This window comes from Streptomyces sp. NPDC027962 (assembly GCF_055566095.1).
In genome coordinates, this window is record NZ_JBVHTA010000038.1 from 29,465 (window position 1) to 54,128 (window position 24,664).

Here is a 24,664-nt window from a genome sequence, read left to right on the forward strand (position 1 = left end):
CCGACCAGTCAGTCCATGCGCTTGGGGCACCCCGCTGTCCGCTCCCAACGCCGTAGGGGCGCGACTGTGCCGATGCCCATTCGGCCTTCCGCGGTAAGGAATCCGGCCATGGTGATACGCGTACCGGGAGTTGTCCACCGCCGTGATACGGCGTTGGGGACCAGCGGTACAGCCGTTGGCGCCAAGCACTTGATCACGAGCGTTTTCCCAACCTCACGTTGAGGCGTGGTGAAGACGGCCTTCACTATGTCGGTGATCCGGTTGGTGCTGCAGCGGAGCTTTCGCAGCAGGCGCCAGACGTACATGGCGCGCACCTCCGTATCTCCATACGGGCTGCGCGCCCCGGGCATTCATCCGTCGAACTGCCCGAGGGGCCACACGTACGGTCCCTCGGGATCGTCCAGCCAGGCCCACTGGCGGTCGCCGCTGAGCGTGACGCCGAACCGGTTGCGCTCGGGGCGATGCTCGCGTTCCCACAGGGACAGCGCCTCGCGCGGGTCGAGGCTGCCGGCGGTCAGGCTGAGCAGGAAGCGGAAGAGGTCGTTCTCGATCGCTCGCCTGGGCAGCCCGGCGGCCCGCCCCACCAGTGGGGGCGGACCGCCGCGCAGGGGCACGAAGTAGGCCGACGTGCGCAGGAAGCGCCCCTCCGCGCTGCGGCCTTCCGCGTCGTGGCGGACGCGGAGCACGATGATGCCCGTGGACAGCGGTGCGACGATCCGCGCTCCGTGGTTGCACTGCACGGGCCAGGGGAACGGGACCGACGGCAGCGTGCAGGTCGCGATGACGCAGTCGAAGGGCGCGCGCTCCGGGCAGCCGCGGGCGCCGTCGCCGGTGATCACGGCGGGGTGATGGCCGGCGGCCGCGAGGTGGGTGCGGGCGGACTCGGTGATCTCCGGGTCGAGGTCGACGGTCGTGACCGCCGCGTCGCCGAGCCGGTGGGACAGCAGGGCGGCGTTGTAGCCGGTGCCGGCGCCGATCTCGAGGGCGGTGTCCCCGTCGGTGGCCTCGAGCGCGTCCAGCATCAGGGCCATCAGCGAGGGCTGGCTGCTGGAGGAGACCAGTTCGCCGTCGCGCAGCCGGGTGGCCAGTGGCTCGTCATGGTACGCGCCGCGCAGCCAGCGGTCACGTTTCACGGGGTCGGGGTCCTCGCACCACAGCCGTTCGTGGCCGCCCGCCTGGCCGGCGAGACGGCCGGTGAAGTAGTAGGGGACGAAGAGATGGCGGGGGACCTCCTCGAACGCGGCCCGCCAGGCGGGGTCGGTGAGTCCGCCGTCGGCCACGATCTCGCGCACCATGGCCCTCCGCGCCTTGGCGGCGGGCTCGGCGAAGCGGTCCACATGCAGCCCCATAGGTCCACTTTCCTGCCCGTTCGCCCCCGAAGCGAGCGTCCGGGCCGGGCCTGGGGAAGACCTAGGACCTCTGTCTTCGGCCGGTGGGTCTGAGAGCATGGGAGGCGTGAGTGAGATTCCGCGCGGGACCCTTCAGGAGCAGACCTTCTACGAGCAGGTCGGCGGCGAGGAGACCTTCCGGCGCCTCGTCCACCGTTTCTACGAGGGCGTGGCGGAGGATCCTCTGCTGCGGCCCATGTACCCGGAGGAGGATCTGGGTCCGGCCGAGGAGCGCCTCACGCTGTTCCTGATCCAGTACTGGGGCGGGCCCCGCACCTACAGCGACAACCGGGGCCATCCGCGGCTGCGGATGCGCCACGGGCCGTTCACCGTCGACCGGGCCGCCCACGACGCCTGGCTGAAGCACATGCGCACGGCTGTCGCCGAACTGGGCCTCGCCGAGGAGCACGAGCGGCAGCTGTGGGACTACCTGACGTACGCCGCGGCCTCCATGGTGAACACACCCGACTGAGCCCCGAGCGCGCCGCCCCGGCGGTGAACGGAATGCAGATATCCGTCGCCGGATAACGGTCACGATCAGGTCAAGGTCGTACCGCAAGCGGTTTCCCCGAACCCACGACGATCGTGATCGTCACCCACGACCAGGCGGTCGCGGGCGAGGTCCGTCGCACGGTCGCCATCCGCGACGGCCGCACCTCCTCCGAGGTCCTGCGCCGCACGGAGATCGACGCGGAGGGCCAGGAGTCGGTGGTGGCCCGCGAGTACGCGATGCTGGACCGCGCCGGGCGCCTCCAACTGCCCGCCGAGTACACGGCGGCGCTGGGCATGGAACACCGAGTGATGCTGGAGCTGGAACAGGACCACATCGGCATCTGGCCTGACGACGCGTCGGACCACTGACGGCGCCGCTTTGCGGCCGGGGCGTTGCCCGCCTCGCGGCGTTGGCGGCCCCGGGGCGTTGACAGCCCGGGGCATCATGGCGCTCCTGGGCGGCGCGTGGTGTACCAGGGGCCCAGGCGTGTTCGAGGTGCTGAGCGTCGCCGATCGCGGGGAGCACGGTGTCCACGCGGCGGAGCCGCGCGCGCTATCCCCTCGGCGTGACCGGCAGGCCGGCCAGGCCGCCGCCCGACCTGACCGCGATCGAACCGAACGGCGTCCGCAGCCGCAGCCACCTGCCCGACGCCAGCAGCGCGACCGGTACTCCCGGGCGTAGGAAGCCGAGCGACTGCGCCGCGTGCACGGCGCGCAGCGGCAGTCCCGTGCCGCCGACCGTGCGCGACCAGATGTCGCGGCCGATGCGGTCCCGCTCCGCGCGGGTGCGTCGTTCTGCCGGCAGAGCCTCGTCGCGGTTGCGGAACTCGGCGACGGCCGCCGTCACCGCCCCGTGCATCGCGGACACCTCGGGCAGCCCGGGAACCTCCTGCCAGCCGCCGCGCGGCGGGAGGACCCCGGCCCACGGCGGCCCGGTCACGGCACCGGGTACGGCGAAGTCCGTGCCGCCCAGCGACTCCAGCAGCTCACCCGCGGAGACGGTGATGTCCAGCTCCACGGGCTCCGCGAGCCGCGCCGTGCGGATGGCGAGCACCTCGAACGACGGCGGACGTCCGAACACCGCGAGCGCCCCGTCCCTGGCCTGCAGCCTGACCGCGGCGGCGCGGTCGTAGTGGATCAGCCGGGCGAGGAAGGCGGAGAGGTCCTCCGCCTCCTTCACGTCGGCGAGACGCAGACTCTGCACGGGTACGGACATGGGCGCGCTCATACGACGAGGGCACCCTCGGCGGGCTTGTCCGCGTCGTCGAGGTACTTCTCGAGGAATGACTTCTCCTCGGCGGTGATCCGCCGCGGACGCTGCGCCTCAAGATTGAACGGCACCACGACGGTCGAGGCCCGCACATACACCTGCGAGGAATCGTCCGCTTCCTTGACCTCGTACGCGATGGTGAGGGAGGCGGCGCTGATCTTCGTCACCCACGACTCGATGACCACCGGCTCGTGCCGGTGCACCAGCGGCCGCAGGTAGTTGATCTCGTGCCGTGCGACCACCGAACCGCCGGCGAACGACGGGGAGCCGTTCCCCGGCGCCAGCCGGAACATGAAGTCGATGCGTGCCTCTTCCAGATACCGCAGGAAGACCACGTTGTTGACGTGCCCGAAGGCGTCCATGTCCGACCAGCGCAGGGGGCAGCGGTAGATGTGACGGGCCATTCGCGTCATCAGCCCCGGGTGAGCTTCTTGTAGGTGGCGCGGTGCGGACGGGTGGCGTCCGCACCGAGACGGTCGATCTTGTTCTTCTCGTACGACTCGAAGTTGCCCTCGAACCAGTACCACTTGGACTCGCCCTCGTAGGCGAGGATGTGCGTCGCCACTCGGTCGAGGAACCACCGGTCGTGGGAGATGACCACCGCGGCGCCCGGGAACTCCAGCAGCGCGTTCTCGAGCGAGGACAGGGTCTCGACGTCGAGGTCGTTGGTCGGCTCGTCGAGGAGCAGCAGGTTGCCGCCCTCCTTGAGAGTGAGCGCCAGGTTGAGGCGGTTGCGCTCACCGCCGGAGAGGACCCCGGCCGGCTTCTGCTGGTCCGGGCCCTTGAAGCCGAAGGCGCTGACGTACGCGCGGGACGGCATCTCGACCTGGCCGACGTTGATGTAGTCCAGCTCGTCCGACACGACCGCCCAGAGCGTCTTCTTGGCGTCGATGTTGGCGCGGCTCTGGTCGACGTAGGAGATCTTGACGGTCTCGCCGACCTTGATCTTGCCGGAGTCCGGCGTCTCCAGGCCCTGGATCATCTTGAACAGCGTGGTCTTGCCCGCACCGTTCGGGCCGATGATGCCGACGATGCCGTTGCGCGGCAGGGTGAAGCTCAGGTCGTCGATGAGGACCTTCTCACCGAAGGCCTTGGAGAGGTTCTCGACCTCGACGACGATGGAGCCCAGGCGGGGGCCCGGCGGGATCTGGATCTCCTCGAAGTCCAGCTTCCGCATCTTGTCCGCCTCGGCAGCCATCTCCTCGTAACGAGCAAGACGTGCCTTGGACTTGGTCTGACGGCCCTTGGCGTTGGACCGGACCCACTCCAGCTCTTCCTTGAGCCGCTTCTGGCGCTTCTCGTCCTTGCGGCCCTCGACCTTGAGGCGGGCGGCCTTCTTCTCCAGGTAGGTGGAGTAGTTGCCCTCGTACGGGTGGGCACGACCGCGGTCGAGTTCGAGAATCCACTCGGCGACGTTGTTGAGGAAGTACCGGTCGTGGGTGACGGCGACGACGGCACCCGAGTACTTCGAGAGGTGCTGCTCCAGCCAGTTCACTGACTCGGCGTCCAGGTGGTTGGTGGGCTCGTCGAGGAGCAGCAGGTCGGGCGCCTCGATCAGCAGCTTGCAGAGCGCGACACGGCGCTTCTCGCCACCGGAGAGGTTGACGACGGGCCAGTCGCCGGGCGGGCAGCCCAGCGCGTCCATGGCCTGCTCCAGCTGGGCGTCGAGGTCCCAGGCGTTGGCGTGGTCCAGGTCCTCCTGGAGCTTGCCCATCTCCTCCATCAGCGCGTCGGTGTAGTCGGTCGCCATCAGCTCGGCGACCTCGTTGAAGCGCTGCAGCTTGCCCATGATCTCGGCGGCGCCGTCCTGGACGTTCTCGAGGACGGTCTTCGACTCGTCGAGCTTCGGCTCCTGCATGAGGATGCCGACGCTGAAGCCGGGCGTGATGAAGGCGTCACCGTTGGAGGGCTGCTCGAGTCCCGCCATGATCTTGAGAACGGTGGACTTACCGGCGCCGTTCGGGCCGACCACACCGATCTTCGCGCCGGGCAGGAAGTTCAAGGTGACGTCGTCAAGGATGACCTTGTCGCCGTGCGCCTTGCGCGTCTTGCGCATGGTGTAGATGAACTCAGCCAAGAGAAACCGTCCGGCAGGAAGTGGGTGGGCAGATACACCCATCTTGCCGTACGCCGCCCCTCCGACGGAAACCGCGTGCCCGTGGGCCCGGCCGCGGTTCGCGCGCAGGGCGCCGAGTTCCCGCCGCATCGCGCGTCGCATCCCCGGCCGCCATCCCACATCGCATCGCATCGAGGAATGGCCCGGCACGTTCCCGGATGCTGTAGGTTCCCACAGCATCCGTCCCCGTGCCGGGCCCTTTCTCTGTGCCGCGTCACCTACCGCAGCGGCGGGATCACTCCCCGCCGGCTGCGTTCTTCCTGCGGAGGAAGAACACCGCGCCGCCGCCCACGAGCACCAGCACGATCGCGATGCCCGCGATCATCGGCGTGGCGCTGGAACCGCCCGTCGCCGCGAGGTCGCCCTCGAGGCCGGCGGAGGTGCCGCCGGCCGACGCGGGGCTGGGCTGGGACGACGGGGTCTCCGTGCCCGGCTCCTGCGGCGCGGCCGCGGTCTTGCAGTCCAGGACGCCCTTGAAGTTCTTCTTGAAGCCGTCGGGCCCGGTGATCGTGAAGTCGTACGCCTGGTCCTCCGCGACCGGCACGGTCACCGTCCGGGACTCACCGGCCGGGATCGTGTGCTCGAAGCCCGCCAGGGAGAACGTGAACGGGGCGTCACCCTTGTTGCCGGCCGTGATGTCCACGCCGCCCTTGGCGCAGTTCTTCTTCGCGGACAGCGACGGGACCGCACCCGTCTTCGCCCAGGTCGCCGTGGCGGTCGCCGAGACCGTGGACTGGCTGGAGCCGGCCAGGATCTGGGTCTGGCTCTTGGTGGCGCTGGCGAACGCGCGCCCCACAGGCACCGACATGCTCGCCTGGACGGACAGCGCGGCCGTCCCGTCCGCGGCGTCCTCGGGGACGTCGAAGTAGAGCTTGCTGCCGTCGGCGGCGGACGTGACCGGCTTGCCGGCCTCGTCCGTGATCTTGATGCCGCTGGCCGCCGCGTCGGCGGGCGGCGCCACGGCGACCTGACCGGCGTCGGTGCGCACCGTCACCGGGCCGAGCCGGGTGCCCGGCTTGCCGGAGACCGCGTTGGGCTCGAGGCTCAGCGAGGCCTTGGGCTCGGCCACGTTCTCGGCCGACTTCTCCAGCCAGTCCGCGAGCTTCTCCGCCTGCGGGTCGGCCGCCGTGACGTCCGCGCCGTCCGAGAAGCGCCAGATGGCGACCTGGGTGCCGGCGGCAGCCGTCCTGTCCGTGAGCTGGCCCTCGAGGTCCGCGCTCTCGGCCAGCGCAGCGAGATCGTTGACCTGCGGGAACGAGTGCTGCAGGATCCAGCGGATCTTGCCCGCGTGCTTGTTGGCTCCCAGCGACGTCTGGTCCCAGGGGGTCTCCAGGTACTTGGCCTGGTCCTGGGTCGGGTTGTGGATGTCGATGCAGTAGGTCTGCAGCTGACCGCCGCCGTCGACCGTCATCTCGAAGAGACCCGCGAGGATCTCCTGGTCCTTGCCGTTGGTGTGCAGCACCGCCTGGTCGTACGTCTTCAGCCCGTCGAGCGTGGCGACGGCGCCGCCCTGGTGCTGGACGGCGTCGTCGGCGGCGGCGGCAGCCGCGCCGGCCAGCGAGCCGGTGGCTATCAGGCCGGACACCACGGCCGCGGCGGCTAGACGACGAGCGGCGCGCCGCTTGCGTACGGCAGACGCAGAGAACACAGCAAACACAGCAGAATTCCCCTCCGGGCGAGACCTTTTCGCGTGTGACGCGTGGGGGGAGTGCCTCGCCGACAGACTCAAGTGCCCCGTGAGTACCCGGGAATCCTATGGACGGCTCGCGGCGCGATCCCCCGTCATGCCATCAGATAACCATTCCGACTCGGAATCGTTATCCCCGCTGGTCAGTTCACCCCCTGATCGCCCCTTTCGCCGATGCGGCGCCGACACCCGAATCGGCCCACTTCCCCAACTGCCCTTCATGCCACGGCAGATGTCGGCTCTCTCGGCGCCGTGCCCACCGTGTTCTCGAAGGCCGGCCCCACCTCACCCGGTCGTCCCGTCAAGCCGGTCCTGCCCTTCACCACCCGCCGGAACGCCGAGGTCCCGCGGGTCAGGTCATGCCCCACCGCCAGTGCGTCGATGTCCACGAACGTGCGCCGCCTGCCGTCCGCCTCCTCTTCGCGCACCTTCAACCGGCCGTGCACAACAAGCGGTTCGCCCACGGAAACGGAAGCCGCCAGATTCTGCGCGAGGGACCGCCACACGAAGACGGTGTAGAAGCTCGTGGGCCCGTCCGTCCAGTTACCGCCCCGGCGATCCCAGCGCCGCGACGGCACCGCGAAACGGAATCGCGCCATCCCTCCCGTGGCCGTTTCCCGGTACTCCACATTCGTGGCCACATTCCCCACCACCGTGACGCGCTATTTGTGCGTACCATAGTACCCGGATGTCCGGATTTCCAAGGGAGTGACCATGATCGTTGATATCTACGCCCGCATCAGTAAGGCGCCGGACGGCTCCCTTGAAAAGACCGACCGGCAAATAGCCGACTGCCGCGAGCTGGCCGAACGCCGGGGGCTCGCGGTGGGCAAGATCCATGAGGACCCGAACCGGAGCGCGTGGCGACCGGACCGGCGCCGCAAGGGCTGGGACGCGCTGCTCCGTCGCTACGAGGACGGCGAAATAGACGGCGTCATCGTCTGGAACGCGGACCGGCTGATGCGGCAGCCATGGGACCTGGAACTACTGATCAAGATGTCCGAGAAACGGGGCTTTACGGTCTACTCCTGCTACGGGGACTACGACCTGCAAGACCCCGACCAACAGTCCATGATCCGCATCATGACGACGTTCGCAGCGCGAGAGTCGGCAGCCAACCAGCGGCGCACCAAGCGCGGTATCACGGCCAGTCGCATGAAGGGGCAACTACACGGCGGACAACGCGCGTTCGGGTGGCCTGCCAGTGACGACGAACCGTCCGCGTTGATCACCGCCGAACGTGAAGCCATCGCCGAAGCCACCCGCCGCATCCTGGCCGGTGAGCACCTCGCCGCCGTCGCCCGTGACCTCAACGCCAGGGGTATCCGCACCGCCACCGGGCGGGAATGGAACGGCGTCACGCTGAAGCAAATGCTGCTGCGGGCCCGGAACTGCGGCAGGGTCGTCCATGGCGGCGCGGTCGTCGGCCGCATCGAGGGTGACCCCTGCGTCAGCGAGGCGGAATTCGACCTACTGGCCGCCAAGTTCGCCGCCGCGCGACGGGGCCGCCCGGTGTCCGATGCCCGGCTGCTCAGTGGTATCGCCGTGTGCGGTATCTGCGGCAGGGCCCTCAACTCCCGCAACCGGTCCGGGAAGTACTCCGCCGACCAGCAACCACGGACGATGTACCACTGCCGCTCCGGCCGAGGCTGCGGACGGCTGGCCGTCAACGCCGATGCCGCCGACAAGGTCGTAGAGGCGATCATCATCGCCCGGCTCTCCGACCCCCGCCACGCGGCGCAGATCGAAGCCATGGCAGCCCACACGCGCGCTCTGGACGACCAGATCGCCGACCTTGAGGCGACGCAGCGGGCACTCGGCGACCGGCTGGGCAGGGGCGAAATCACCCTCGGCGTCTTCGACGCCGCACACGCACCGCTGGCCGCTCGTCTCGCCGACCTGAAGGCGGAGGCGACCGCCTCGCCGCCGGTGGCCCCCGTAACCGGCCCCAGCGCCACCGTGGCGGCCCGCTACAAGGCCGCTGGCGGTGAGGGCAGGCGCGCCATGCTGCGGGCGGCGTTGGGCACGGCGGTGCTCGTCGTCGACCCCATCGGCGAAGGGCAGCACTGGCGCGGCGTCGCCGTCCGCGACCGCATCAGGATCGAGGTCTCGTAGCGCAACCTGGATCGCCGTCTCGTACCACAGCATCGACATTCCACGCGACGAGAACGGCCAGGCCCCCGACCAGTGGTTACGCCCTCTGGCCGGGGGCTTTCGCTATGCCGCCGGGGGCACATACGGGGATATTCGGGGGCAGTTCCTTGATCGTCTGGGTTTCAGTGTCGGGGGCCTGGAGTGATGGTGATGCCAGAGCAATCCCGCACCACCCCGAAAAGAAGGCAACGGCAGATGAACGAGTCCGTATTCCTCACACCCAAGCAACTGGCCGAGCGTTACGGCCTGTCCGTGCTCACCATCTATGACTGGAACTACACAGGAATCGGCCCCCGGTATCTGAAGATCGGCAAGTCCGTCCGCTACCCCATTACCGACGTGCTCGCCTGGGAGCAGCGCCAGTACGCCGACCAGGGGGTGCGTAATGGCCGATGACCTCACGGAATGGGCAGCGGCGCTCGTAAAGCGGATGCCGCCCATGACCGACCAGGAGATAGCGGCAGTGGCGCGTGCATTCGCCGCCGTCGACAGGGCCGACCGGCAGGGGGAGTGATGGCAGCGGAGCGGTGCAGGCGCGGTCACCCGTGGACCGACGAGAACACCTACTGGGCGAGGCCGACCAGGAGCCACGTCAAGCGTTGGCGGCAGTGCGTCGAATGCCGACGCATTCGGCAGAAGGCAGCACGGGAGCGAGAGAAGCAACAGCGGCGTGACGGAGGGATCGTGCGATGAGTGAGTACGTCAAGAGCAGCCCGACCGGTTACTGGGCGGTCTACCTCAACGACCCGAACAAGGACCGCTTTCGGCTATACCCGGTCGTTGGTTTCGACGACGACGGGGATGCCCTGGTTGTCAGTGGATGCGGGCAGCGCTGCCCGGCGCACTTGCGTCCTGATTACGGGGATTTCCAGCTCGTCACGGCGTATCCCGACCATTGGATCGACGACGAGCCCCCAGCCTGAAACGAACAACGCCCCCGGAGCCCGAAGCCGGGGGCGCAGTCCAACCAATGTGACCCGACGCCCGCACGCGGAGGTGACCAGCCAACCGAAAAGAACGGAGCATCACTATGGATGTTACCACCGGTAACGACGCTGCTGAAGCGCCCACGCTCCGCGCACCGGGACAGGTGGAGCCCGAGCGCCAGGAAAGCAATTCTGAAGCCGCCGAGCGACTGGCCCAGGATCTCGCCGATGGGCGCTGGATTATCAGTCGCCGGGCCAGCACGTATACCGCAAGGGCGACACGCTGGCTCTGGCAGCCCGGTGAGACGAAGAACGACGGACGCATTCCCATGGGGGCACTGACCCTCTGGGCGGGAAAGGGTTCCGTCAGTAAGTCAACACTGATGGCGGAGTTCGCTGCCGCTCTTTCAACGGGTCGCCTGCCGGGCTGTTTCCACGGAATTCCTGTCGACGTCGGTTACGTCGCCAATGAGGACGACATCGAGCAGACCATAATTCCGAGGATGATCGCCGCCGGGGCCGACCTGAGCCGAATTCACTTTCTGGCTGTTAAGCAAGCAGGCACGGAGGATGCACTTTCTCTGCCGCAGGATGCCGGGCGTCTCAAGTTTTACATCACTGAAAACAATCTCGCCGTCACCTTCGTCGACCCCCTTTCCGCCAACGTAAGCGGCAAGAAGAACGACCAGGGGGACATGCGCAACTCGTATCAGTGCGTGAACAACATCGCGATGGCCACGCGCACGGTAATCATCGGCCTTGCTCATACTCGCAAGGCGGGTGCCAGCGACGTCATCGAAGCACTCATGGGGTCGGTAGAACAGTCGAACGTCGCACGATGCGTGCACGGAATTGTCGCCGACAGCGAAGAGACGGGCGCGCGGATATTCAGCGTCGAGAAGAACAATCTTGGGCGCGACGACCTCCCCGGATTCCGTTTCCGCGTAACCGGCGTCGACGTGCCGTGCATCGACGATGACGACAATCCGGCCGTAAGCGATCAGCCCAAGGTGGAATGGCTGGAGTCCGTCAACGAAACCGCTAGCGACATGCTCGCCGACCGACTCAACGGCACCAGCGATGTTGACGCCTGCGCCCAGTGGCTCGACCGGTACCTACTCGACCAGGGGGGCGCATGGGTTGAGCGCAGCGACGGGCTTGACCGGTTCGTCAACGTGCTCACGCAGCAAGGGGTTCCCGCGCTGCGAAACCTGGTCGCGGCAGGGCAGTCAGTGCTGTCGGTACTCGGCACCGCCTTCCGGGCATTCCTGCCTCTGGGCGTCCAGTTGAGCCAGGTCATCCGCGACGGTGCCAACTCCCTCAAGGAGTGGGCCGCCGATGGTGGCTTTACGCGATTCCTCGACAGGGCCAAGGCCGATGGGCCACTGGTCGGCCAGTTCTTCGCAGCACTGAAGTCGGCGCTGACCAACATCGGCACGGTGATGGCGACGCTGGGTCCGCTCTCGCTGCGACTGGCGACGGCGTTCCTTCAGATAGTCGCAGCACTGCCGCCGTCCGTAATCACCGCGCTTGTGGTGGCATTTACGGCGCTTCGGGTGGCCATGCTGGGCATGCTCATCATCAACGTGATCATCGTTGCGGTGAACCTGCTGAAGGTGGCCTGGCTACTGCTGAACATCGCATTCCTGATGTCGCCCATCGGTTTCATCATCGGCCTGGTCGTGGCGCTGATCGCGGTGATCGTGCTCATCGCCACCAAGACGACATGGTTCCAGACCGCCTGGTCGGCCGTGTGGAATGCCGTCAAGGCAGCGGCACAGGCAGTGTGGTCATGGCTGACAACAGCGTTCAACGCCACCATCGAGTTCCTGCGCAACGTCTGGTCCACGGCGACCAGTTGGCTCAGCGAGAAGTGGACGGCGCTGTGGAACGGCGTCAAGACCACCGCCACGAACGCCTGGGATGCCATCAAGAACGGACTGTCGAAGCTCAAAGACAAGCTCGCCGAGATCGTCACCAATGCCTGGAACCGCCTGAAGGAGATCGTCAAAGAGAAGACGAATGGCGTCATCGAGTTCGTGAAGGGCATCCCCGGCAAGATCACCGACGCTCTCGGAAACCTGGGCAAACTGCTCTACGGCGCCGGTGAAGCGCTCATCTCCGGGCTGTGGGAGGGCGCCAGCTCCATGATCGGTTGGCTGGGCGAGAAGATGCGGAAGGCCGTCAGCACCATCGTCGACGGCGTGAAGGGCCTGTTCGGTATCAGCTCCCCGTCGAAGGTGTTCGCCGACCAGATCGGGCGTCACCTCCCGACCGGCATCGCCGTTGGTGTCGAGGCCGCTGCACCGGCGGCGAACAAGCGTGTGGCACGGGCCGTGTCGCCCGTCACGTCGATGGCTGTGGCGACGATGCCCCCGCCGGTGAACGTCGGCAGCGCCAGCGGTGGTGGTGGCGGCAGAAGCGTCGGTGGGGACACGCACATTCACGTCCACGTCGGCACTGCATACGGCGCCGACCGTGCCGAGTTCGAGGATGTCATCGTCAGGGCCGTTACGAACGCCCGGCGGAAGAAGCGGCTGCCGTAACCAGCATCGCCCCAGTAGCCCCGCCCAGTTGTCGACGGCGGGGCTACGCTGCGTTCCATGGACGACTTTGACGTTGACGACAGTCCGGCGATGCCAGCCAAGGTGAGGGCCTTCACCGATCGCGCAGCCCTGGTCGGCAAGTTGGAGGGGCGGGCGCAGATGTGGAATCGCGTTGCCGACGAGAACAGGGAACGGGCAGAAGCGTTCGAGGAAGCGGCACAGGCGATCAGGAACGGGTCAGTTTCGGTCACTGTCGGCCGGACTACTTACCACGTCGCCGAACCGGAGTAGCCTTCGGGGCCCCAACTCTTGACGGGACAACAGAAAATGACCCAAGCGGACAACGCTCAGGCGTTGCGAATGTCGCTTGCAGAGCCCACCCGGCCAGCAGCGACCACACCCCTGCCACCCCGGTGGGCTTACTTCTGCTCGAATCCGGACCGCATCCATCGCGCCCACTGGTACGCGACCGCGCCATGGAACACCGACCGGCTGCGGGCGCAGTACGGAAGGCTGGCCGGTGAACTGGCACAGACCGTCGACGCCGCCACGTGGCCGGAGCTGCACCGCGCGGTGATGGCACAGGCGGCGCTGTACGAGGAGATCACCAGCGGGGAGGTGGCGACGTAGTACACACAGCAGCGCCCCTACCGAAACCGGCGGGGGCGCTGCGGGTGGTGCCGTCAGGGGTGCTGGCGTCTGACGTGATCGCCCATACGTGAGCCGTAGACGCCGCAGACCGGGCAGCGTCGCTGCTCGTGCCGTTCCTGGCCGCTGACGACCAGGGTGATCGCATCGGTGAGCCGTTCCCGTGTCGGCGATCCTTCCGGCGCCGTGACGCGTATCGCGAACAGCAGATCGGCCAGATCGGCAAGGCTGTCGTAGGGCAAGCGGGCGATGGTGCGGCGCAGGTCGATGTCGTCCATGGCGGGGCTCCCGGTGTCGGGCCCGTCACGGGTGGTGGCACCATATTGGGCTGCACCACCGTCACCATGGTGTCGTTCATGACGGTCACCTCCCCGTCCGGTTGCATTTGCCCGATCGCTGTGGACCGGCCTCCATGCTGGACCGGACGGAAGGATCCCGCCGACGCCTGTGGACGAACGCACCGGTGTGGACAACTCGGTCACCCGATCCGGGAACGCCCCCGCCCGTGCGCGGCCCCGTGCCGGCCCGCCCCCGAGACCGTCGTGTACCGCTCCCGCACCTCCCGGTACCGCATGAGCTCCGTCGCGATCGGATCGAGCACCTTCGCCCGCCCGCACCCGGCCGCCGCCTCCGACAGGCGGCGCCGCGCATCCTGCCCGTACCGCCGCGCCGGCCCTTTCGTCGCGGCCGCGCACGCCCACTCGACGAGCGGCCCGCCCACGATGCCGGCGAGCATCACCAGGACCGGCGGGACGAGCCCCGGTTCGAGGACCCCGATGATCTGGCCCACCAGCCACAGGCCTCCGTAGATCTGCAGCAGCGTCATAGAGGCCTGAGCCAGCACCGCCGCCGGCCACCACGCGGGCCGCAGGGGCCGCCCCTTGGTCTCCGCCGTCTCGCGCGCCGCCAGTTCGTCCAGCGCCTCGGGGAGCCCTTCGGCCCCCCGCGCCGCCGCTTCCCGCACAGCCTGCGCCCACGGCGTGGGCAGCCCGTGCGCCGCCTCGTCCGCGACCGTGCGGACCGCCTGCTCGACCCGCTGGCGCGCGGTCAGCTCCTCCTCGACGGGCGCCGCCGGCTCCGACGACGCGGCCCCGGGCATGCGCTTGCGTTCGTACCAGCGCCACAGCCGCAGCCACGGAGTGCCACACGCACGGCCCGCGTTCCTGCGCCACTCGCGTTCCGCCGCCTCGCCCGCCGCTGTCGCGCCGATGGCCTCCGCGAGCCGCGCCGAGAAGTCCTCGCGGGCCCGCTCGTCCAGGCCGGTCCGCCCGTCGGCGACGTAGACGGGCCGCAGCTTCGCCGCCGCCGCGTCGACGTCCGCGGACAGCCTGCGCGCCGCGGCGCTGCGCTCCTGCACGAACGCGCCGACCATCTCGCGCAGTTCGCCGACGCCCTCGCCTGTGAGCGCCGACACCGCGAGGACGGTGGCACCCGGCTCGCCGTGCTCGCCCAGTGCCATGCCGTTCTCGTCGAGGAGCCGGCGCAGGTCGTCCAGAACCTGGTCGGCCGCCTCGCCCGGCAGCCGGTCGACCTGGTTGAGCACCACGAAGGTGATCTCGGCATGCCCCGCCAGCGGCCGCAGGTAGCGCTCGTGCAGGGCCGCGTCGGCGTACTTCTCCGGGTCGACGACCCAGATCACCGCGTCGACCAGGGCCAGCACCCGGTCGACCTGTTCCCGGTGGCGTACGACGGCCGAGTCGTGGTCAGGCAGGTCCACCAGCACCAGGCCGTGCAGCTGCTCGTCGCCGTCGCCGCCCGCGAGGGGCTTGCGCCGCAGCCGCCCGGGGATGGCGAGCCGGTCCAGCAGCCCCGCGGCCCCCTCCGACCAGACGCAGGCGATGGGCGCGGACGTGGTGGGCCTGCGCAGCCCGGTCTCCGCGATGCGCACCCCGGCGAGCGCGTTGAACAGCGTCGACTTGCCGCTGCCCGTGGCGCCGGCGATGGCGACGACGGTGTGGCGCGCAGAGAGCCGCTGCCGGGCGGCTGCCTCGTCGAGGACCCGCCCGGCCTCCGCGAGGGTCTTCCCGTCGAGCCGGGTCTGGGAGAGGCCCAGCAGCTCGCGCAGGGCGTTGAGCCGCGACTGCAGGGGGCGGGCGTACGTGCCGCCGATGGGCAGGTCGTCGTCGGCGGTCAGCAGGTCTCCGGCCGCCTCATCGTCCCCGCCGCCGTCTCCCGGCTGCTGCCCGGCCCGGCGGGCGATCAGGCCGTCGTCCCATCGGTCCCCGGTCTCGTTCTCGTCGTCGGTGATGGCGGTCACCCGCGGTCACCTCTCCTTCTGCAGTAGGGACAGCGCGGCGATCAGCTCGGCCTGCGGCTCGGGGGTCACCTCGAGCGCGTCGAGGGGCGCGAGTCGCCGCTCCCGTTCGCCGTTCAGTACGTCGTCGATGTACGTCGTCACCAGCTCGCCGCCCTTGTCGCGCAGCCGCAGCGCACTCTGGGCGCCGATCCGTTCGGCGAGCCGCTCGCCCGCGCCGCGCGCCCTCCGTCCGCCGAGAAGCGAGGCCGCGAGCAGTGCGGCCACCGTCTCGGGGTCGGGCGCGGCGTTGCGCTCCATCCCCCGTACCTCCTCCTCCGTGAACTCCTCCAGGACGCGTCGCCAGCGGCGTACGGCCATCCCGATCCGCTCCCCCACCTCCAGGTCGCGTCTGCCCTGCCGCGCGACCGCTTCCGCCGCCGGCTCGCGCCGCCAGGCGTTCTCGACCTGCTCGTCGGCGGCTGCGACGGCGCACTGGAGCAGCGCGGACAGGCTGGCGACCAGGGAGTCCAGCAGCTCGGCCGCCGAACTGTCGCGCGGGTAGCCGCGCCAGCGCGTGCGCGCGTCACCCGCCAGCACAGCGCCGGCCCGCAACTGCCTGAGCACCCGTTCGCGCTCCGCCTCGTACGCCTCCTCGACCGCCCCCGTCAGCCGTACGGCCGCCGCGTACTGGGCGGCCACCGCGCTCGCGAGCTCGGGCATCCGCGCATTGAGCGAATCGATCACACCACCGGCCGTACGCGCCATGGCCTGCTGGCGCGCCGCGGGGTCCTGTGCCCGGTGCGCGAGCCAGGCGAACAGCGCCGCGACCGCCGTGTTGGGCAGCAGCCCGTGCGCCCCGCCGGCCGACTCCGGCAGCTCCGGGATCGTGAAACGCGGCACCTCACCGAGGCCCGCTTTGGTGAGCAGCGCCGCGTACTGCCGCGACACCTCCTCGAGTACCTGGTGCGGCACCCGGTCGAGCACGGTGACCAGCGTGGCGTTGTACTCCTTCGCCGTACGCAGCAGGTGCCACGGCACGGCGTCGGCGTAGCGCGAGGCCGTGGTCACCATCACCCACACGTCGGCGGCGCAGATCAACTCGCCCGCCAGCAGCCGGTTCTCGACGACCAGCGAATCGATGTCGGGCGCGTCGAGCAGCGCCAGCCCGCGCGGCAGGGACGACGCCGTCTCGATCCGCAGCGCCTTCTCGTCCACGGCCCCGCCCGCCCTGCGGGGCCGCTCCTCCTCCACCTCGTCCTGCGGAGGCAGCCACACGCGGGTGAGCTGCGGCAGCACCCGCACCCCCGCGAACCAGTGGTGATCGTCCGGATGGCAAACCAGCACGGGAATGCGTGTGGTGGGCCGCAACACCCCCGCCTCACTGACCCGCCGTCCCACAAGGGAGTTCACCAGCGTGGACTTCCCGGCCCCGGTGGATCCGCCGATGACGACGAGCAGGGGGGCTTCGGGCTCCTTGAGGCGGGGCACGAGGTAGTCGTCTAGCTGTGCGAGCAGCTCTGCCCGCGTCTGCCGCGCCCATGGAGCGCCGGCAAGGGGAAGCGGTAGACGCACGGCGGCGACACGGTCGCGCAGGGCGGAAAGTGCGTCGATCAGCTGAGGCCGTGCATCCAAGGTCACCACATGCGAAGAATGCCCAATTTTGGAGGCTTTTTGAAGCGTATGAGGATCTCTGCGCGCCGATCGGACAGACGGGACACACGGGACGAGTGGGACGCAGGCATAACGAGTACACAACACCCGTGCCGTGAGACGTCAAAAGCGGTGCACGAATCGCACCTGCCTGCGATTATCGGTTCGCTTCACCGAACCTCCACATCGTGCCACGCAGGTGAAGCAACCGGGCCAAGGGGAACGGAGCCCTATCCTTGTGCCCGGCAAGGTCGCGGACCACCCGAGGGGGGCTCCAGGCCACCATCGGCCCCCGTAGCTCAGTGGATAGAGCAGGCGCCTTCTAAGCGCTTGGCCGCAGGTTCGAGTCCTGCCGGGGGCGCACAACGCGCACCACCGTCAGGCCCTCCTACCGGGAGGGCCTTTTCGCTGGCCAGGGGCACGCTAGCGGGTGGCGCGTAGAGGACGCGTAAGCGCCGGACCGGCCCCACATGATCACGAGGGGCCCCCGCCCTGCGAGAGCCGGCCGGCCTGCACCGCCGGAGCGATGAGGCCGAAATCCCAGGAAGCCGGCGACGCCAGGTGCACCGCCACGCGGTCGTGAGCGGCAGCGGGTCGCACGCCCCCCGAAGGCGAGGTCCAGGTGCGGAGGCGGCAGGGACCGTTCGTCAGCAACCCTGTTGTCATGCTGAACCTCGACTCGCAGGACCCCCTCGCCGTCGCCACCGCCGAGGCCATCCGGGCCGGCGATCTGACCACCCTCACCCGGCTGCTCGGAAAGAATCCGCGGCTCGCCCGGGCCCGGATCACCGAGTCGAGGGAAGGCTGCGGTCCGGGCGGCCGCAGCCTGCTGCACATCGCCACCGACTGGCCCGGGCATTTCCCCGGAGGTCCGCAGGTCGTCGCCGCCCTGGTCGCTGCCGGGGCCGATCCCGACGCCCGGTTCAGCGGCGCGCACTCGGAGACACCGCTGCACTGGGCGGCCAGCAGCAACGATGTCCCCGTCTTGGACGCGCTCGTCGCCGCCGGGGCGGACATCGAGGCGAAGGGGGCGGTCGTCGGAGGCGGCACGCCGCTCGCCGACGCCCGCGGGTTCGGACAGTGGGACGCCGCCTGGCGCCTCGTGGAACTGGGCGCGCACACGACCCTCGAGGACGCCGCCACCCTCGGGCTGCTCGACCGTGTCGAGGCCCTCGTCACCGCCGCCGCACCACCGACGCCCGACGAGATCACCAGCGCCTTCTGGGGCGCGTGCCACGGGGGCCGGTTGGCCCCCGCGCGGTACCTGCTGGACCGCGGCGCGGACATCGACCGGGTCGGTCACGCCGGCATGACCCCGCTCGACATCGCCCGCGCGCAGGAGGACGGGCGGGCGGGAGACGTCGTGGCGTGGCTGACCGAGCAGGGAGCGAGAGGACGCGCGGAGCTCCCCGGCTCGCGCTGACGCAGCCCGCCGGCACCCGGCGACCGCGCCGCCGTGCCCACCCCGGCCGGAGAAGGCCCCCGCGAGGGGAGCGGCGGATCGTGCGGCGCGTGTTGAACACCCCGGCGCTCGTGTCCGTACTTGTCGCTGCGTGCCGTGCCAGCCGCCACAACAGCTCCCCGAATCCATCACCAACTGTTTTCTCCATGCCGAGCCGGGAGGCATCAATGCATTCGAACCGACGCGCAGCACGCTCCGGGATATCGATGAAAGTCGTCGCGGTCGTCACCGCGGCGATCGCCGCGGTCGCTCTGGTGATCGTCTCGCTGCAGGCGGGAGGCGGAGAGGCCACCGCGGGGACCACCGCAGCGGACGGCTCCGCCGAGCACGGTGCCGGGCATGCCGGGACCGATTTTTCCGGTGCGACCGCCGCCGAGGCCCAGGGGCCGCACAAGGTGACCGAGGTGGACCGGACGTTCCTTGTGAAGGTGCGGCAGGCGGGGTTGTGGGAGATACCCGCCGGGCGGCTGGCCCAGACGCACGCCTCCAGCGAGGCCGTCAAGCGTGCCGGCCTGCACCTTATCGACGGTCACAGCAAGCTCGACCAGCTCGTGCGTGAGGACGCCAAGATTCTGGGCGTGGAGCTTCCCAACGAGGCCACCGAGGAGCAGCAGGGCTTCGTGAAGCAGATGGAGAACGCCCAGGGAGCCGAGTTCGACCGGATCTTCGCGAACCTGTTGCGCGCCTCCCACGGGAAGATCTTCGCCACGATCGGCGAGGTCCGCGCCGCCACACAGAACGACCTGATCCGGCGTCACGCGCGGCAGGCGAACCAGACCGTGCTGGACCACCTGGAGGTCCTTGAGGACACGGGCCTCGTGGACGCCGCGACGTTCGCGGAGGTCGAGGCGGCGGTGGCCCCGAAGTAGTTCGCCACTTCGGGTTCACCGCTTCGGGTTCACCGCTTCGGGTTCACCGCTTCGGGTTCACCGCTTCGGGAAATTGAGGTCCGCCAAGGGGAGCGGAAATCCCTTGCACTGTGCAATGCTCCTCGTGGTGGAGGACCCGGCTACTGGCCGGCCTCTGCCCGGGAGCGGCACTGGCACGGTGACGCAGCTCGACCGCCGCAAGCCGGCTACGTCGACCGGGTCCTCCCCGCCAACCTCGCCGGCCTGCGTCAGTGTGCGGGCCGCGGGCCCATGTCCGACCAGCCGAGCGGGTACAGCTCGCCGTCCGCGTCGGGCACCGCCGGCTCGCCTCCCGCCTCGGTGAAGGCTGCGAGCGCGCCGATGAGCGCGGCCCGCTGTTCCGGGTCGAGCCGTTCGACGATGGCGGCGATCTCCTTACGGCGCTGGGCGGTGACGTCCTCGACGATGCGCCGCCCCTCGCTCGTCAACTGCAGTACCGTCTCCCGCCGGTTGCCGGGATTGACCTGCCGGTCCGCGAGCCCGGCCGCGATCAGCCGGTCCATCATGCGCATGGCTGTGGACGGGTTCACACCGAGCCGGTCGGCGAGCGCCACCAGCTTCGCCGGCCCTTCCAGCGACAGCACGACCAGCAGCCGGAACTGGGGCAGCGTCACCCGGTCCTCCACGGCCGCGAGAGACCGCGCGGACAGGGCGACGAGCAGTCTGGAGGCGGTCAGCACCGCGCGCGTCACGGCGTCGACGTCGTCCATCCCCCGTGCGGAGTACGAGGAGTGCGCTGGTTCGGTCATTTCATCTTTGTACCGTGCAGCGCCCCCGTCCCGCACAGCGCCATCCCATCGACGGTCGCCCGGCCCCGGTTCGTTGATCGTTCTGCGGCCTTTCAGCGGCGGTGCCGGATCAGCAGCATGGCGGCGTCGTCGTGCGGGGGCGCCTGCGCGTACTCCTCCAGATCGGCTCGGACCGCCCCGAGCGCCGCTTCCGGATCGTCCCGCGCCAGCAGGTGGCCGCGGTCGCCGAGGGGGTAGAACCGGCCGGTCCGGTCGCGGGTCTCTGAGACGCCGTCCGTGTAGAGGAACATCTGGTCGCCCGGTCCGAAGTCCGCCGTGAACGGTTCCGGAGCACTCCCGCCGTGGAGGCCGAGCCCGAGCGGCAGGGCACGTTTGGGCGGCTCCGCGAAGGAGACCCCGCCGTCGGAGCACAGCACCATCGGGGCGGGGTGCCCGTAATTGAGGAGGGTCACGCCGTTGTCGGCATTCAGCTCCGCGAGCACCGCGGTGACGAACTTCTCGCCGCCCTGCAGCTCCCGCTCGAGCGCCCGCTCCAGCCGTTCGCCGACCCCGGCGAGCTCGCTCTCCTCGTGCGCGGCCTCACGGAAGGCGCCGAGGACGACTGCCGCCGTCTCGACCGCTTCCAGCCCCTTGCCCTGCACATCGCCGACGATGACCCGGACGCCGCCCGGCGAGATCACCACCTCGTAGAGGTCGCCGCCGATGCGTGCCTCTGCGACCGCCGAGGTGTACGAGACCGCCACCCGCAGATGGCCCGCCGTGCGCGGCACCGGTCGCAGCAGCACGCGCTGCGCGACCTCCGCGATCGAGCGCATGCTGGCGAGCTCGGCCTCTCGGCGCTGCCGCATCACGGCCGCCGCCACGCCGGCCCCGGTCACGCCGGCAACCGAGGCCATGGCCGAGTACCAGCGGCGTTCGCCGATCAGTCCGTCGTAGTGCCCGAGGCCCAGGCAGAACAGCAGCGACAGGACACCGATCAGCGTCGTACGCCGCCAGCCGCCCACCAGGCCGGCGAAGGCCGGGCCGAGGGAGACGAGCGCCAGGAAGCCCACACTCGATCCGGCCGTCACGTCGACGACCGCGACCGCCCCCATCACCACGAAGGGAAGCGCGGAGAGCAGTCTGGAGCGCGGCGGTGTCTCCTCGGCCAAGTCGGACTCCGGCGGTTGCTCGGGACGGCAGGACAGTCTCGGCCGACGGCACGGCTGCGCGGCAGCCGCAGGGGCGGAGAGTGGCGGCTCCGCCGCCTCCGCCGACGTCGCACCATGTTTAGACTATGCAAAGATTGCACAGTCAAATCGTCCGGATCCGCCCCCGTTACCGAATCGAAGCCGACCCCTGGGGGATCCTTTTCACCCCGATTCGAAGCACCACGCCGCACCCCCACCCGCCCACTCCCGCTCACGAGAGGCAGGCCCGTGACTTCTCCGCACACCGCGCCCCAGCGGCCCCCGCTCCCCAGCGGCTGGAAGCGATTCGTGGCCCGGCTGCCGATCCACCTGTACCGGGTCGGCCTCGGGCCACTGTTCGGCCGGCGCCTGCTGCTGCTGATCCACACGGGCCGGACGACCGGGCTGACCCGCAAGACGGTCATCGAGGTCGTGGAACGCGACCCGGCGGGCGGATCATGGTCGGTGGCCTCGGGCTTCGGGCCGCAGGCCCAGTGGTACCGCAACCTTCTCCACACGCCGCAGGCCACCATCCAGGTAGGCCGCCGCTACTACCCGGTGACCGCGTACCCGATCACACCTGACGACGGCGGCCGTCTCATGGCCCGCTACGCGACCCGGCATCCGCTCGCCGCGCGCCGGCTGTGCCGATTCATGGGATACGAGGTCGACGGCACCGAGGCCGACTACCGCCGGGTGGGCGAGTCCGTCCCGTTCCTCCGCCTGGACGCGACACCGGGCAGCTTCTGAGGGTCAGAGCCCTCGGGGCGCATCGACCGCGTCAGCGGGCTGCGAGCAGCAGCCCGCGCACGCTCGGAGTGAGCGAGCGGTCGGGCACGGCGAGACCGAGGACGAACGGCAGGGCCCCAGGTGGCGAGCCCCGACGCGGTGGCACCCGACCGCAGCCGCAGGAACGCGGGGTCGAGAAGGACGGACCATGAGAGTCGTCTCTTCCGCCCAGTCACCTCACGGGGTCGCCGCGCAGACGAGGAGGACGAAGGCGGCGAGGGCGAAGAGCGTGCGGACCAGGTGGAAGGCGTTCCACTTGACCTCGAAGGCGGCACGGGTCTCCCGGGCGGGTGCCCGGCCGGAACTCTCCGCCGATGCGAGGGCGTTGTTCAGCGGGACGTTGCCGGCGCTGGTGATGAGATGGCCGACGATCGCGCAGACCAGTGCGGCGATGACCAGCCAGCGGTCGGTTTCCGTGCGACCGTCGACCGGGACGAAGAGGGCGGCAACGGGAAAGCCGACGCTCCCCAGGAAGGCCAGCATGAAGGTGCCGCGCGGCACCCTCTCGTTGATACGGGCCATGGCGGGCACGAACTGGTCGTCGGACAGGCGCGCGAGCGCGGGCATGATGCCGGTCTGGAAGATCACGAAGAAACCCGCGTACAGACCGGTGGACACGACGGCGAGGGCGAGCAGAAGGGTGGCCATGCCGTTCATGATGGCGTGGCCGGAGGGGCGGCGCGCCGTGTTTTCGGTCGGCGTGAGGCGGTTCGAGGCCGGTTCGAGGCCGGTTGCCGGCCGCCCTCGAACCACCCTCGCTCCGGCCGCGACCCGCTCTGTGGCGTCTCTTGAGCGGGCGCGCTCCAGGGCTCAGTCCCGGGCGCGCCGATTCGCCTGCCCGATCGCTTCGGCCAGTTCGCGTACGGCGCTGTCCTCCGTCGACTCCGCCAGCTTCCGCGCCCGGTCCCTCAGCGCGCCGGGCCCGGGAGCACCCGGCATGGCGCCGCCGCGCAGCGACTCGGCGAAGTAGGCGGCGACCGCGGTGATCTGCAGCCGCGCGGACGACCCGTCCCACAGGGCTCCGTCGATCGCGTCGGTCTCCACGGAGCCGCTCTCCTCGTGCGGCGCCCTGGTCTTGGGGTCGAGCCAGCGGACGGTCGCCGTCGCGACATGGCCGTCGGCGCCGTCCCTCAGCCGCACGGCGTAGAGGGCGGTGACGGTGTGGCCGGGACCGACCTCGCCGCCGTCGACCCGGTCGTTGCGGAAGTCCTCGTCGGCGACCTCGCGGTTCTCGTAGCCGATGAGCCTGAACTGCTTGACGGTCCCCGGGTCGAACGCGACCTGCGCCTTGGCGTCCCGGGCGCGCAGTTCGACGTGGCGGGGCAGTTGGTCGACGAAGACCTTGCGTGCCTCGTCCTTGGTGGACACGTAGGTCGTGTGGCCGTCGCCCTTGTCGGCGAGGCGTTCCATCAGGTCGTCGCCGTAGTCGCTGCCGACCCCGACGCCGAACAGGGTGATTCCGTGCTCGCGGCGCGCTTCGCCGATCCGCTCGAGGATCGCCTCTGCCTCGGTCTCACCGGTGTTGGCGAGGGCGTCGGACAGCAGCACCACGCGGTTGGTGGCTCCCTTCCTGCTGCCCTTGACGGCCTCGTCGTAGCCGGTGGTGACGCCTGCCTCCACGTTGGTGGAGTCGGTGGGCTCCAGGTCGTCGACGACGGAGTGGACCCGGTCGCGGTTGCCGTCGAGCCGGGTCATCGGGAGCCGTGTCTCCGCCTCGCCGCTGAAGGTGACCACGGCGATCGAGTCGTCGTCGCGCAGTTGGTCGGTGAGGGTTCCGAGCGAGTGCTTGACGAGGTCGAGCCGGCCGGGCTCCGCCATGGAGCCGGAGATGTCGATCACGAAGGTCAGGGCGGCGGGCGGCCGTTCGCCGTCGCGGTCGGAGGGGCGGGTGGAGAGCCCGACGCGGAGGAGGGACCAGTTGTCGCCCTCGTATCCCGTGGTGTCACCTGCCGGTCCCGTGGTGCCGCCTTCCGGCGCCTTGATCTCTCCGTCGCCGCTGCCGGCGGCGCCGCCGGGCCGCGCGCCGTCGACCGTCACGGAGAAGCCGTTGCCCTTGGGCTTCGGGTAGTCCTGGCGGAAGCTGTTGATGAACTCCTCCGGCCTCACCTGATGCGGCTCGGGCGTCCCGCCCTCTTTGAGCAGGCGGCGGGTGTAGTCGTAGGAGGCGGTGTCCACGTCCAGCGCGAACGTGGACAGGTAGTCGGCGGGCGGTGCGGCGTCCTGCGCCTCCCGCTCGGCGCTGTCGGCCCCGCTGCTCGGAACGCCGTTGCCTCCGTCCGGTGCGATGGGCGCGGGTGCGCCGTCGGCCGCCCTCCGCCCGCCGGAGTGGTCGGCCGTGCTTTCGTGCCGGGCGCCCGAGCAGCCCGCCGCCAGCAGCATGCCACCGGCCAGAACCGCCGCGACGATCCCCCGGCCGGCCCTCGGCCCCATACCTGTGCGGAGCTGCGTCGAACTCCCCGTCGGACTCCCCATCG

24 protein-coding genes, 1 tRNA gene and 1 pseudogene are annotated in these 24,664 nt (G+C 69.9%); 13 read left to right on the top strand and 13 right to left on the bottom strand.

Features of this window, described 5'->3' with window-relative positions; all coding sequences use genetic code 11:
* Positions 1 to 350: 350 nt before the first annotated feature.
* The gene (locus ACZ4SA_RS28495; RefSeq protein WP_468280130.1) at positions 351 to 1,349 is read right to left on the bottom strand and encodes a methyltransferase domain-containing protein; all 999 of its coding nucleotides are present in this window, start codon (positions 1,347 to 1,349) and stop codon (positions 351 to 353) included.
* Positions 1,350 to 1,446: 97 nt separating this feature from the next.
* Here ACZ4SA_RS28495 and ACZ4SA_RS28500 point away from each other — a divergent pair, with 97 nt between their 5' ends.
* Positions 1,447 to 1,860: a globin gene (locus ACZ4SA_RS28500; RefSeq protein ID WP_468280132.1), complete on the top strand. Its 414-nt coding sequence runs from the start codon at positions 1,447 to 1,449 to the stop codon at positions 1,858 to 1,860.
* Between the two features lie 104 nt (positions 1,861 to 1,964).
* Positions 1,965 to 2,249 (top strand): annotated as a pseudogene (locus ACZ4SA_RS28505) (ABC transporter ATP-binding protein); the annotation flags it as partial.
* 184 nt (positions 2,250 to 2,433) lie between these two features.
* Here the strand turns inward: ACZ4SA_RS28505 and ACZ4SA_RS28510 are convergent.
* From ACZ4SA_RS28510 to ACZ4SA_RS28530, 5 genes are all read right to left on the bottom strand, one after another.
* Positions 2,434 to 3,096 carry a DUF8010 domain-containing protein gene (locus ACZ4SA_RS28510; protein ID WP_468280250.1) on the bottom strand — a complete coding sequence of 221 codons (663 nt, stop codon included), beginning with the start codon at positions 3,094 to 3,096 and terminating at the stop codon, positions 2,434 to 2,436.
* 8 nt (positions 3,097 to 3,104) lie between these two features.
* Entirely contained in the window at positions 3,105 to 3,554 is a 450-nt protein-coding gene (locus ACZ4SA_RS28515) for an acyl-CoA thioesterase (RefSeq protein WP_468280135.1), read from the bottom strand.
* An 8-nt stretch (positions 3,555 to 3,562) separates the two neighbouring features.
* On the bottom strand, positions 3,563 to 5,227 hold the full coding sequence (gene ettA, locus ACZ4SA_RS28520) for an energy-dependent translational throttle protein EttA (protein ID WP_468280138.1): 1,665 nt from the start codon (positions 5,225 to 5,227) through the stop codon (positions 3,563 to 3,565).
* A 274-nt stretch (positions 5,228 to 5,501) separates the two neighbouring features.
* Positions 5,502 to 6,923: a Cys-Gln thioester bond-forming surface protein gene (locus ACZ4SA_RS28525; protein WP_468280141.1), complete on the bottom strand. Its 1,422-nt coding sequence runs from the start codon at positions 6,921 to 6,923 to the stop codon at positions 5,502 to 5,504.
* 248 nt (positions 6,924 to 7,171) lie between these two features.
* Positions 7,172 to 7,594 (bottom strand): single-stranded DNA-binding protein, encoded by a 423-nt coding sequence (locus ACZ4SA_RS28530; protein ID WP_468280144.1) that lies wholly within the window; start codon positions 7,592 to 7,594, stop codon positions 7,172 to 7,174.
* A gap of 73 nt (positions 7,595 to 7,667) precedes the next feature.
* Between ACZ4SA_RS28530 and ACZ4SA_RS28535 the strand changes: the two genes are divergently transcribed.
* From ACZ4SA_RS28535 to ACZ4SA_RS28565, 7 genes are all read left to right on the top strand, one after another.
* Positions 7,668 to 9,068: a recombinase family protein gene (locus ACZ4SA_RS28535; RefSeq protein ID WP_468280147.1), complete on the top strand. Its 1,401-nt coding sequence runs from the start codon at positions 7,668 to 7,670 to the stop codon at positions 9,066 to 9,068.
* Between the two features lie 234 nt (positions 9,069 to 9,302).
* A complete protein-coding gene (locus ACZ4SA_RS28540; RefSeq protein WP_468280151.1) occupies positions 9,303 to 9,503 on the top strand; it encodes a helix-turn-helix transcriptional regulator in 201 nt (66 codons plus the stop codon).
* Positions 9,493 to 9,621, top strand: coding sequence for a hypothetical protein (locus ACZ4SA_RS28545; protein ID WP_468280155.1), 129 nt, complete (start codon positions 9,493 to 9,495; stop codon positions 9,619 to 9,621). Before ACZ4SA_RS28540 ends, ACZ4SA_RS28545 begins: the two co-directional genes overlap by 11 nt.
* Positions 9,622 to 9,796: 175 nt before the next feature.
* Positions 9,797 to 10,030: a hypothetical protein gene (locus tag ACZ4SA_RS28550; RefSeq protein WP_468280158.1), complete on the top strand. Its 234-nt coding sequence runs from the start codon at positions 9,797 to 9,799 to the stop codon at positions 10,028 to 10,030.
* A 107-nt stretch (positions 10,031 to 10,137) separates the two neighbouring features.
* Positions 10,138 to 12,579, top strand: coding sequence for an AAA family ATPase (locus ACZ4SA_RS28555; RefSeq protein ID WP_468280161.1), 2,442 nt, complete (start codon positions 10,138 to 10,140; stop codon positions 12,577 to 12,579).
* 57 nt (positions 12,580 to 12,636) lie between these two features.
* The gene (locus tag ACZ4SA_RS28560) at positions 12,637 to 12,870 is read left to right on the top strand and encodes a hypothetical protein (protein ID WP_468280164.1); all 234 of its coding nucleotides are present in this window, start codon (positions 12,637 to 12,639) and stop codon (positions 12,868 to 12,870) included.
* Positions 12,871 to 12,939: 69 nt separating this feature from the next.
* Positions 12,940 to 13,209, top strand: coding sequence for a hypothetical protein (locus ACZ4SA_RS28565; protein WP_468280167.1), 270 nt, complete (start codon positions 12,940 to 12,942; stop codon positions 13,207 to 13,209).
* Between the two features lie 53 nt (positions 13,210 to 13,262).
* On the opposite strand, the gene ACZ4SA_RS28570 is transcribed toward ACZ4SA_RS28565, so the two are convergent.
* The 3 genes from ACZ4SA_RS28570 to ACZ4SA_RS28580 form a co-directional block, all read right to left on the bottom strand.
* On the bottom strand, positions 13,263 to 13,505 hold the full coding sequence (locus tag ACZ4SA_RS28570) for a hypothetical protein (RefSeq protein ID WP_468280169.1): 243 nt from the start codon (positions 13,503 to 13,505) through the stop codon (positions 13,263 to 13,265).
* Positions 13,506 to 13,705: 200 nt separating this feature from the next.
* Positions 13,706 to 15,484, bottom strand: coding sequence for a YfjP family GTPase (locus tag ACZ4SA_RS28575; RefSeq protein ID WP_468280172.1), 1,779 nt, complete (start codon positions 15,482 to 15,484; stop codon positions 13,706 to 13,708).
* A 6-nt stretch (positions 15,485 to 15,490) separates the two neighbouring features.
* Complete coding sequence (locus ACZ4SA_RS28580) at positions 15,491 to 17,095, bottom strand: dynamin family protein (protein WP_468280175.1); 1,605 nt, start codon at positions 17,093 to 17,095, stop codon at positions 15,491 to 15,493.
* Positions 17,096 to 17,401: 306 nt separating this feature from the next.
* Here ACZ4SA_RS28580 and ACZ4SA_RS28585 point away from each other — a divergent pair.
* The 3 genes from ACZ4SA_RS28585 (at position 17,402) to ACZ4SA_RS28595 (ending at position 19,444) form a co-directional block, all read left to right on the top strand.
* Positions 17,402 to 17,474 (top strand) — tRNA-Arg (locus tag ACZ4SA_RS28585).
* A gap of 303 nt (positions 17,475 to 17,777) precedes the next feature.
* Complete coding sequence (locus ACZ4SA_RS28590) at positions 17,778 to 18,536, top strand: ankyrin repeat domain-containing protein (RefSeq protein ID WP_468280179.1); 759 nt, start codon at positions 17,778 to 17,780, stop codon at positions 18,534 to 18,536.
* Positions 18,537 to 18,781: 245 nt separating this feature from the next.
* Positions 18,782 to 19,444, top strand: coding sequence for a DUF4142 domain-containing protein (locus ACZ4SA_RS28595; protein WP_468280182.1), 663 nt, complete (start codon positions 18,782 to 18,784; stop codon positions 19,442 to 19,444).
* Between the two features lie 248 nt (positions 19,445 to 19,692).
* Here the strand turns inward: ACZ4SA_RS28595 and ACZ4SA_RS28600 are convergent, their stop codons facing one another.
* Positions 19,693 to 20,232 carry a MarR family winged helix-turn-helix transcriptional regulator gene (locus ACZ4SA_RS28600; protein WP_468280185.1) on the bottom strand — a complete coding sequence of 180 codons (540 nt, stop codon included), beginning with the start codon at positions 20,230 to 20,232 and terminating at the stop codon, positions 19,693 to 19,695.
* A 92-nt stretch (positions 20,233 to 20,324) separates the two neighbouring features.
* Entirely contained in the window at positions 20,325 to 21,383 is a 1,059-nt protein-coding gene (locus tag ACZ4SA_RS28605; protein WP_468280188.1) for a PP2C family protein-serine/threonine phosphatase, read from the bottom strand.
* Between the two features lie 267 nt (positions 21,384 to 21,650).
* Here ACZ4SA_RS28605 and ACZ4SA_RS28610 point away from each other — a divergent pair, with 267 nt between their 5' ends.
* On the top strand, positions 21,651 to 22,151 hold the full coding sequence (locus ACZ4SA_RS28610; RefSeq protein ID WP_468280191.1) for a nitroreductase family deazaflavin-dependent oxidoreductase: 501 nt from the start codon (positions 21,651 to 21,653) through the stop codon (positions 22,149 to 22,151).
* A gap of 216 nt (positions 22,152 to 22,367) precedes the next feature.
* Here ACZ4SA_RS28610 and ACZ4SA_RS28615 read toward each other — a convergent pair whose 3' ends face one another.
* Positions 22,368 to 22,838: an anthrone oxygenase family protein gene (locus tag ACZ4SA_RS28615; RefSeq protein WP_468280193.1), complete on the bottom strand. Its 471-nt coding sequence runs from the start codon at positions 22,836 to 22,838 to the stop codon at positions 22,368 to 22,370.
* 162 nt (positions 22,839 to 23,000) lie between these two features.
* Entirely contained in the window at positions 23,001 to 24,620 is a 1,620-nt protein-coding gene (locus ACZ4SA_RS28620) for a vWA domain-containing protein (protein ID WP_468280253.1), read from the bottom strand.
* Positions 24,621 to 24,664 lie beyond the last annotated feature (44 nt).

What these genes read in the sequence shown, in the direction of transcription:
- ACZ4SA_RS28495 (WP_468280130.1), bottom strand. Translation starts at nt 1,349, where the DNA reads ATGGGGCTGCATGTGGACCGCTTCGCCGAGCCCGCCGCCAAGGCGCGG.
- ACZ4SA_RS28500 (WP_468280132.1), top strand. Translation starts at nt 1,447, where the DNA reads ATGGGAGGCGTGAGTGAGATTCCGCGCGGGACCCTTCAGGAGCAGACC.
- ACZ4SA_RS28510 (WP_468280250.1), bottom strand. Translation starts at nt 3,096, where the DNA reads ATGTCCGTACCCGTGCAGAGTCTGCGTCTCGCCGACGTGAAGGAGGCG.
- ACZ4SA_RS28515 (WP_468280135.1), bottom strand. Translation starts at nt 3,554, where the DNA reads ATGGCCCGTCACATCTACCGCTGCCCCCTGCGCTGGTCGGACATGGAC.
- ACZ4SA_RS28535 (WP_468280147.1), top strand. Translation starts at nt 7,668, where the DNA reads ATGATCGTTGATATCTACGCCCGCATCAGTAAGGCGCCGGACGGCTCC.
- ACZ4SA_RS28540 (WP_468280151.1), top strand. Translation starts at nt 9,303, where the DNA reads ATGAACGAGTCCGTATTCCTCACACCCAAGCAACTGGCCGAGCGTTAC.
- ACZ4SA_RS28545 (WP_468280155.1), top strand. Translation starts at nt 9,493, where the DNA reads ATGGCCGATGACCTCACGGAATGGGCAGCGGCGCTCGTAAAGCGGATG.
- ACZ4SA_RS28550 (WP_468280158.1), top strand. Translation starts at nt 9,797, where the DNA reads ATGAGTGAGTACGTCAAGAGCAGCCCGACCGGTTACTGGGCGGTCTAC.
- ACZ4SA_RS28555 (WP_468280161.1), top strand. Translation starts at nt 10,138, where the DNA reads ATGGATGTTACCACCGGTAACGACGCTGCTGAAGCGCCCACGCTCCGC.
- ACZ4SA_RS28560 (WP_468280164.1), top strand. Translation starts at nt 12,637, where the DNA reads ATGGACGACTTTGACGTTGACGACAGTCCGGCGATGCCAGCCAAGGTG.
- ACZ4SA_RS28565 (WP_468280167.1), top strand. Translation starts at nt 12,940, where the DNA reads ATGTCGCTTGCAGAGCCCACCCGGCCAGCAGCGACCACACCCCTGCCA.
- ACZ4SA_RS28570 (WP_468280169.1), bottom strand. Translation starts at nt 13,505, where the DNA reads ATGGACGACATCGACCTGCGCCGCACCATCGCCCGCTTGCCCTACGAC.
- ACZ4SA_RS28590 (WP_468280179.1), top strand. Translation starts at nt 17,778, where the DNA reads ATGCTGAACCTCGACTCGCAGGACCCCCTCGCCGTCGCCACCGCCGAG.
- ACZ4SA_RS28595 (WP_468280182.1), top strand. Translation starts at nt 18,782, where the DNA reads ATGAAAGTCGTCGCGGTCGTCACCGCGGCGATCGCCGCGGTCGCTCTG.
- ACZ4SA_RS28600 (WP_468280185.1), bottom strand. Translation starts at nt 20,232, where the DNA reads ATGACCGAACCAGCGCACTCCTCGTACTCCGCACGGGGGATGGACGAC.
- ACZ4SA_RS28615 (WP_468280193.1), bottom strand. Translation starts at nt 22,838, where the DNA reads ATGGCCACCCTTCTGCTCGCCCTCGCCGTCGTGTCCACCGGTCTGTAC.
- ACZ4SA_RS28620 (WP_468280253.1), bottom strand. Translation starts at nt 24,620, where the DNA reads ATGGGGCCGAGGGCCGGCCGGGGGATCGTCGCGGCGGTTCTGGCCGGT.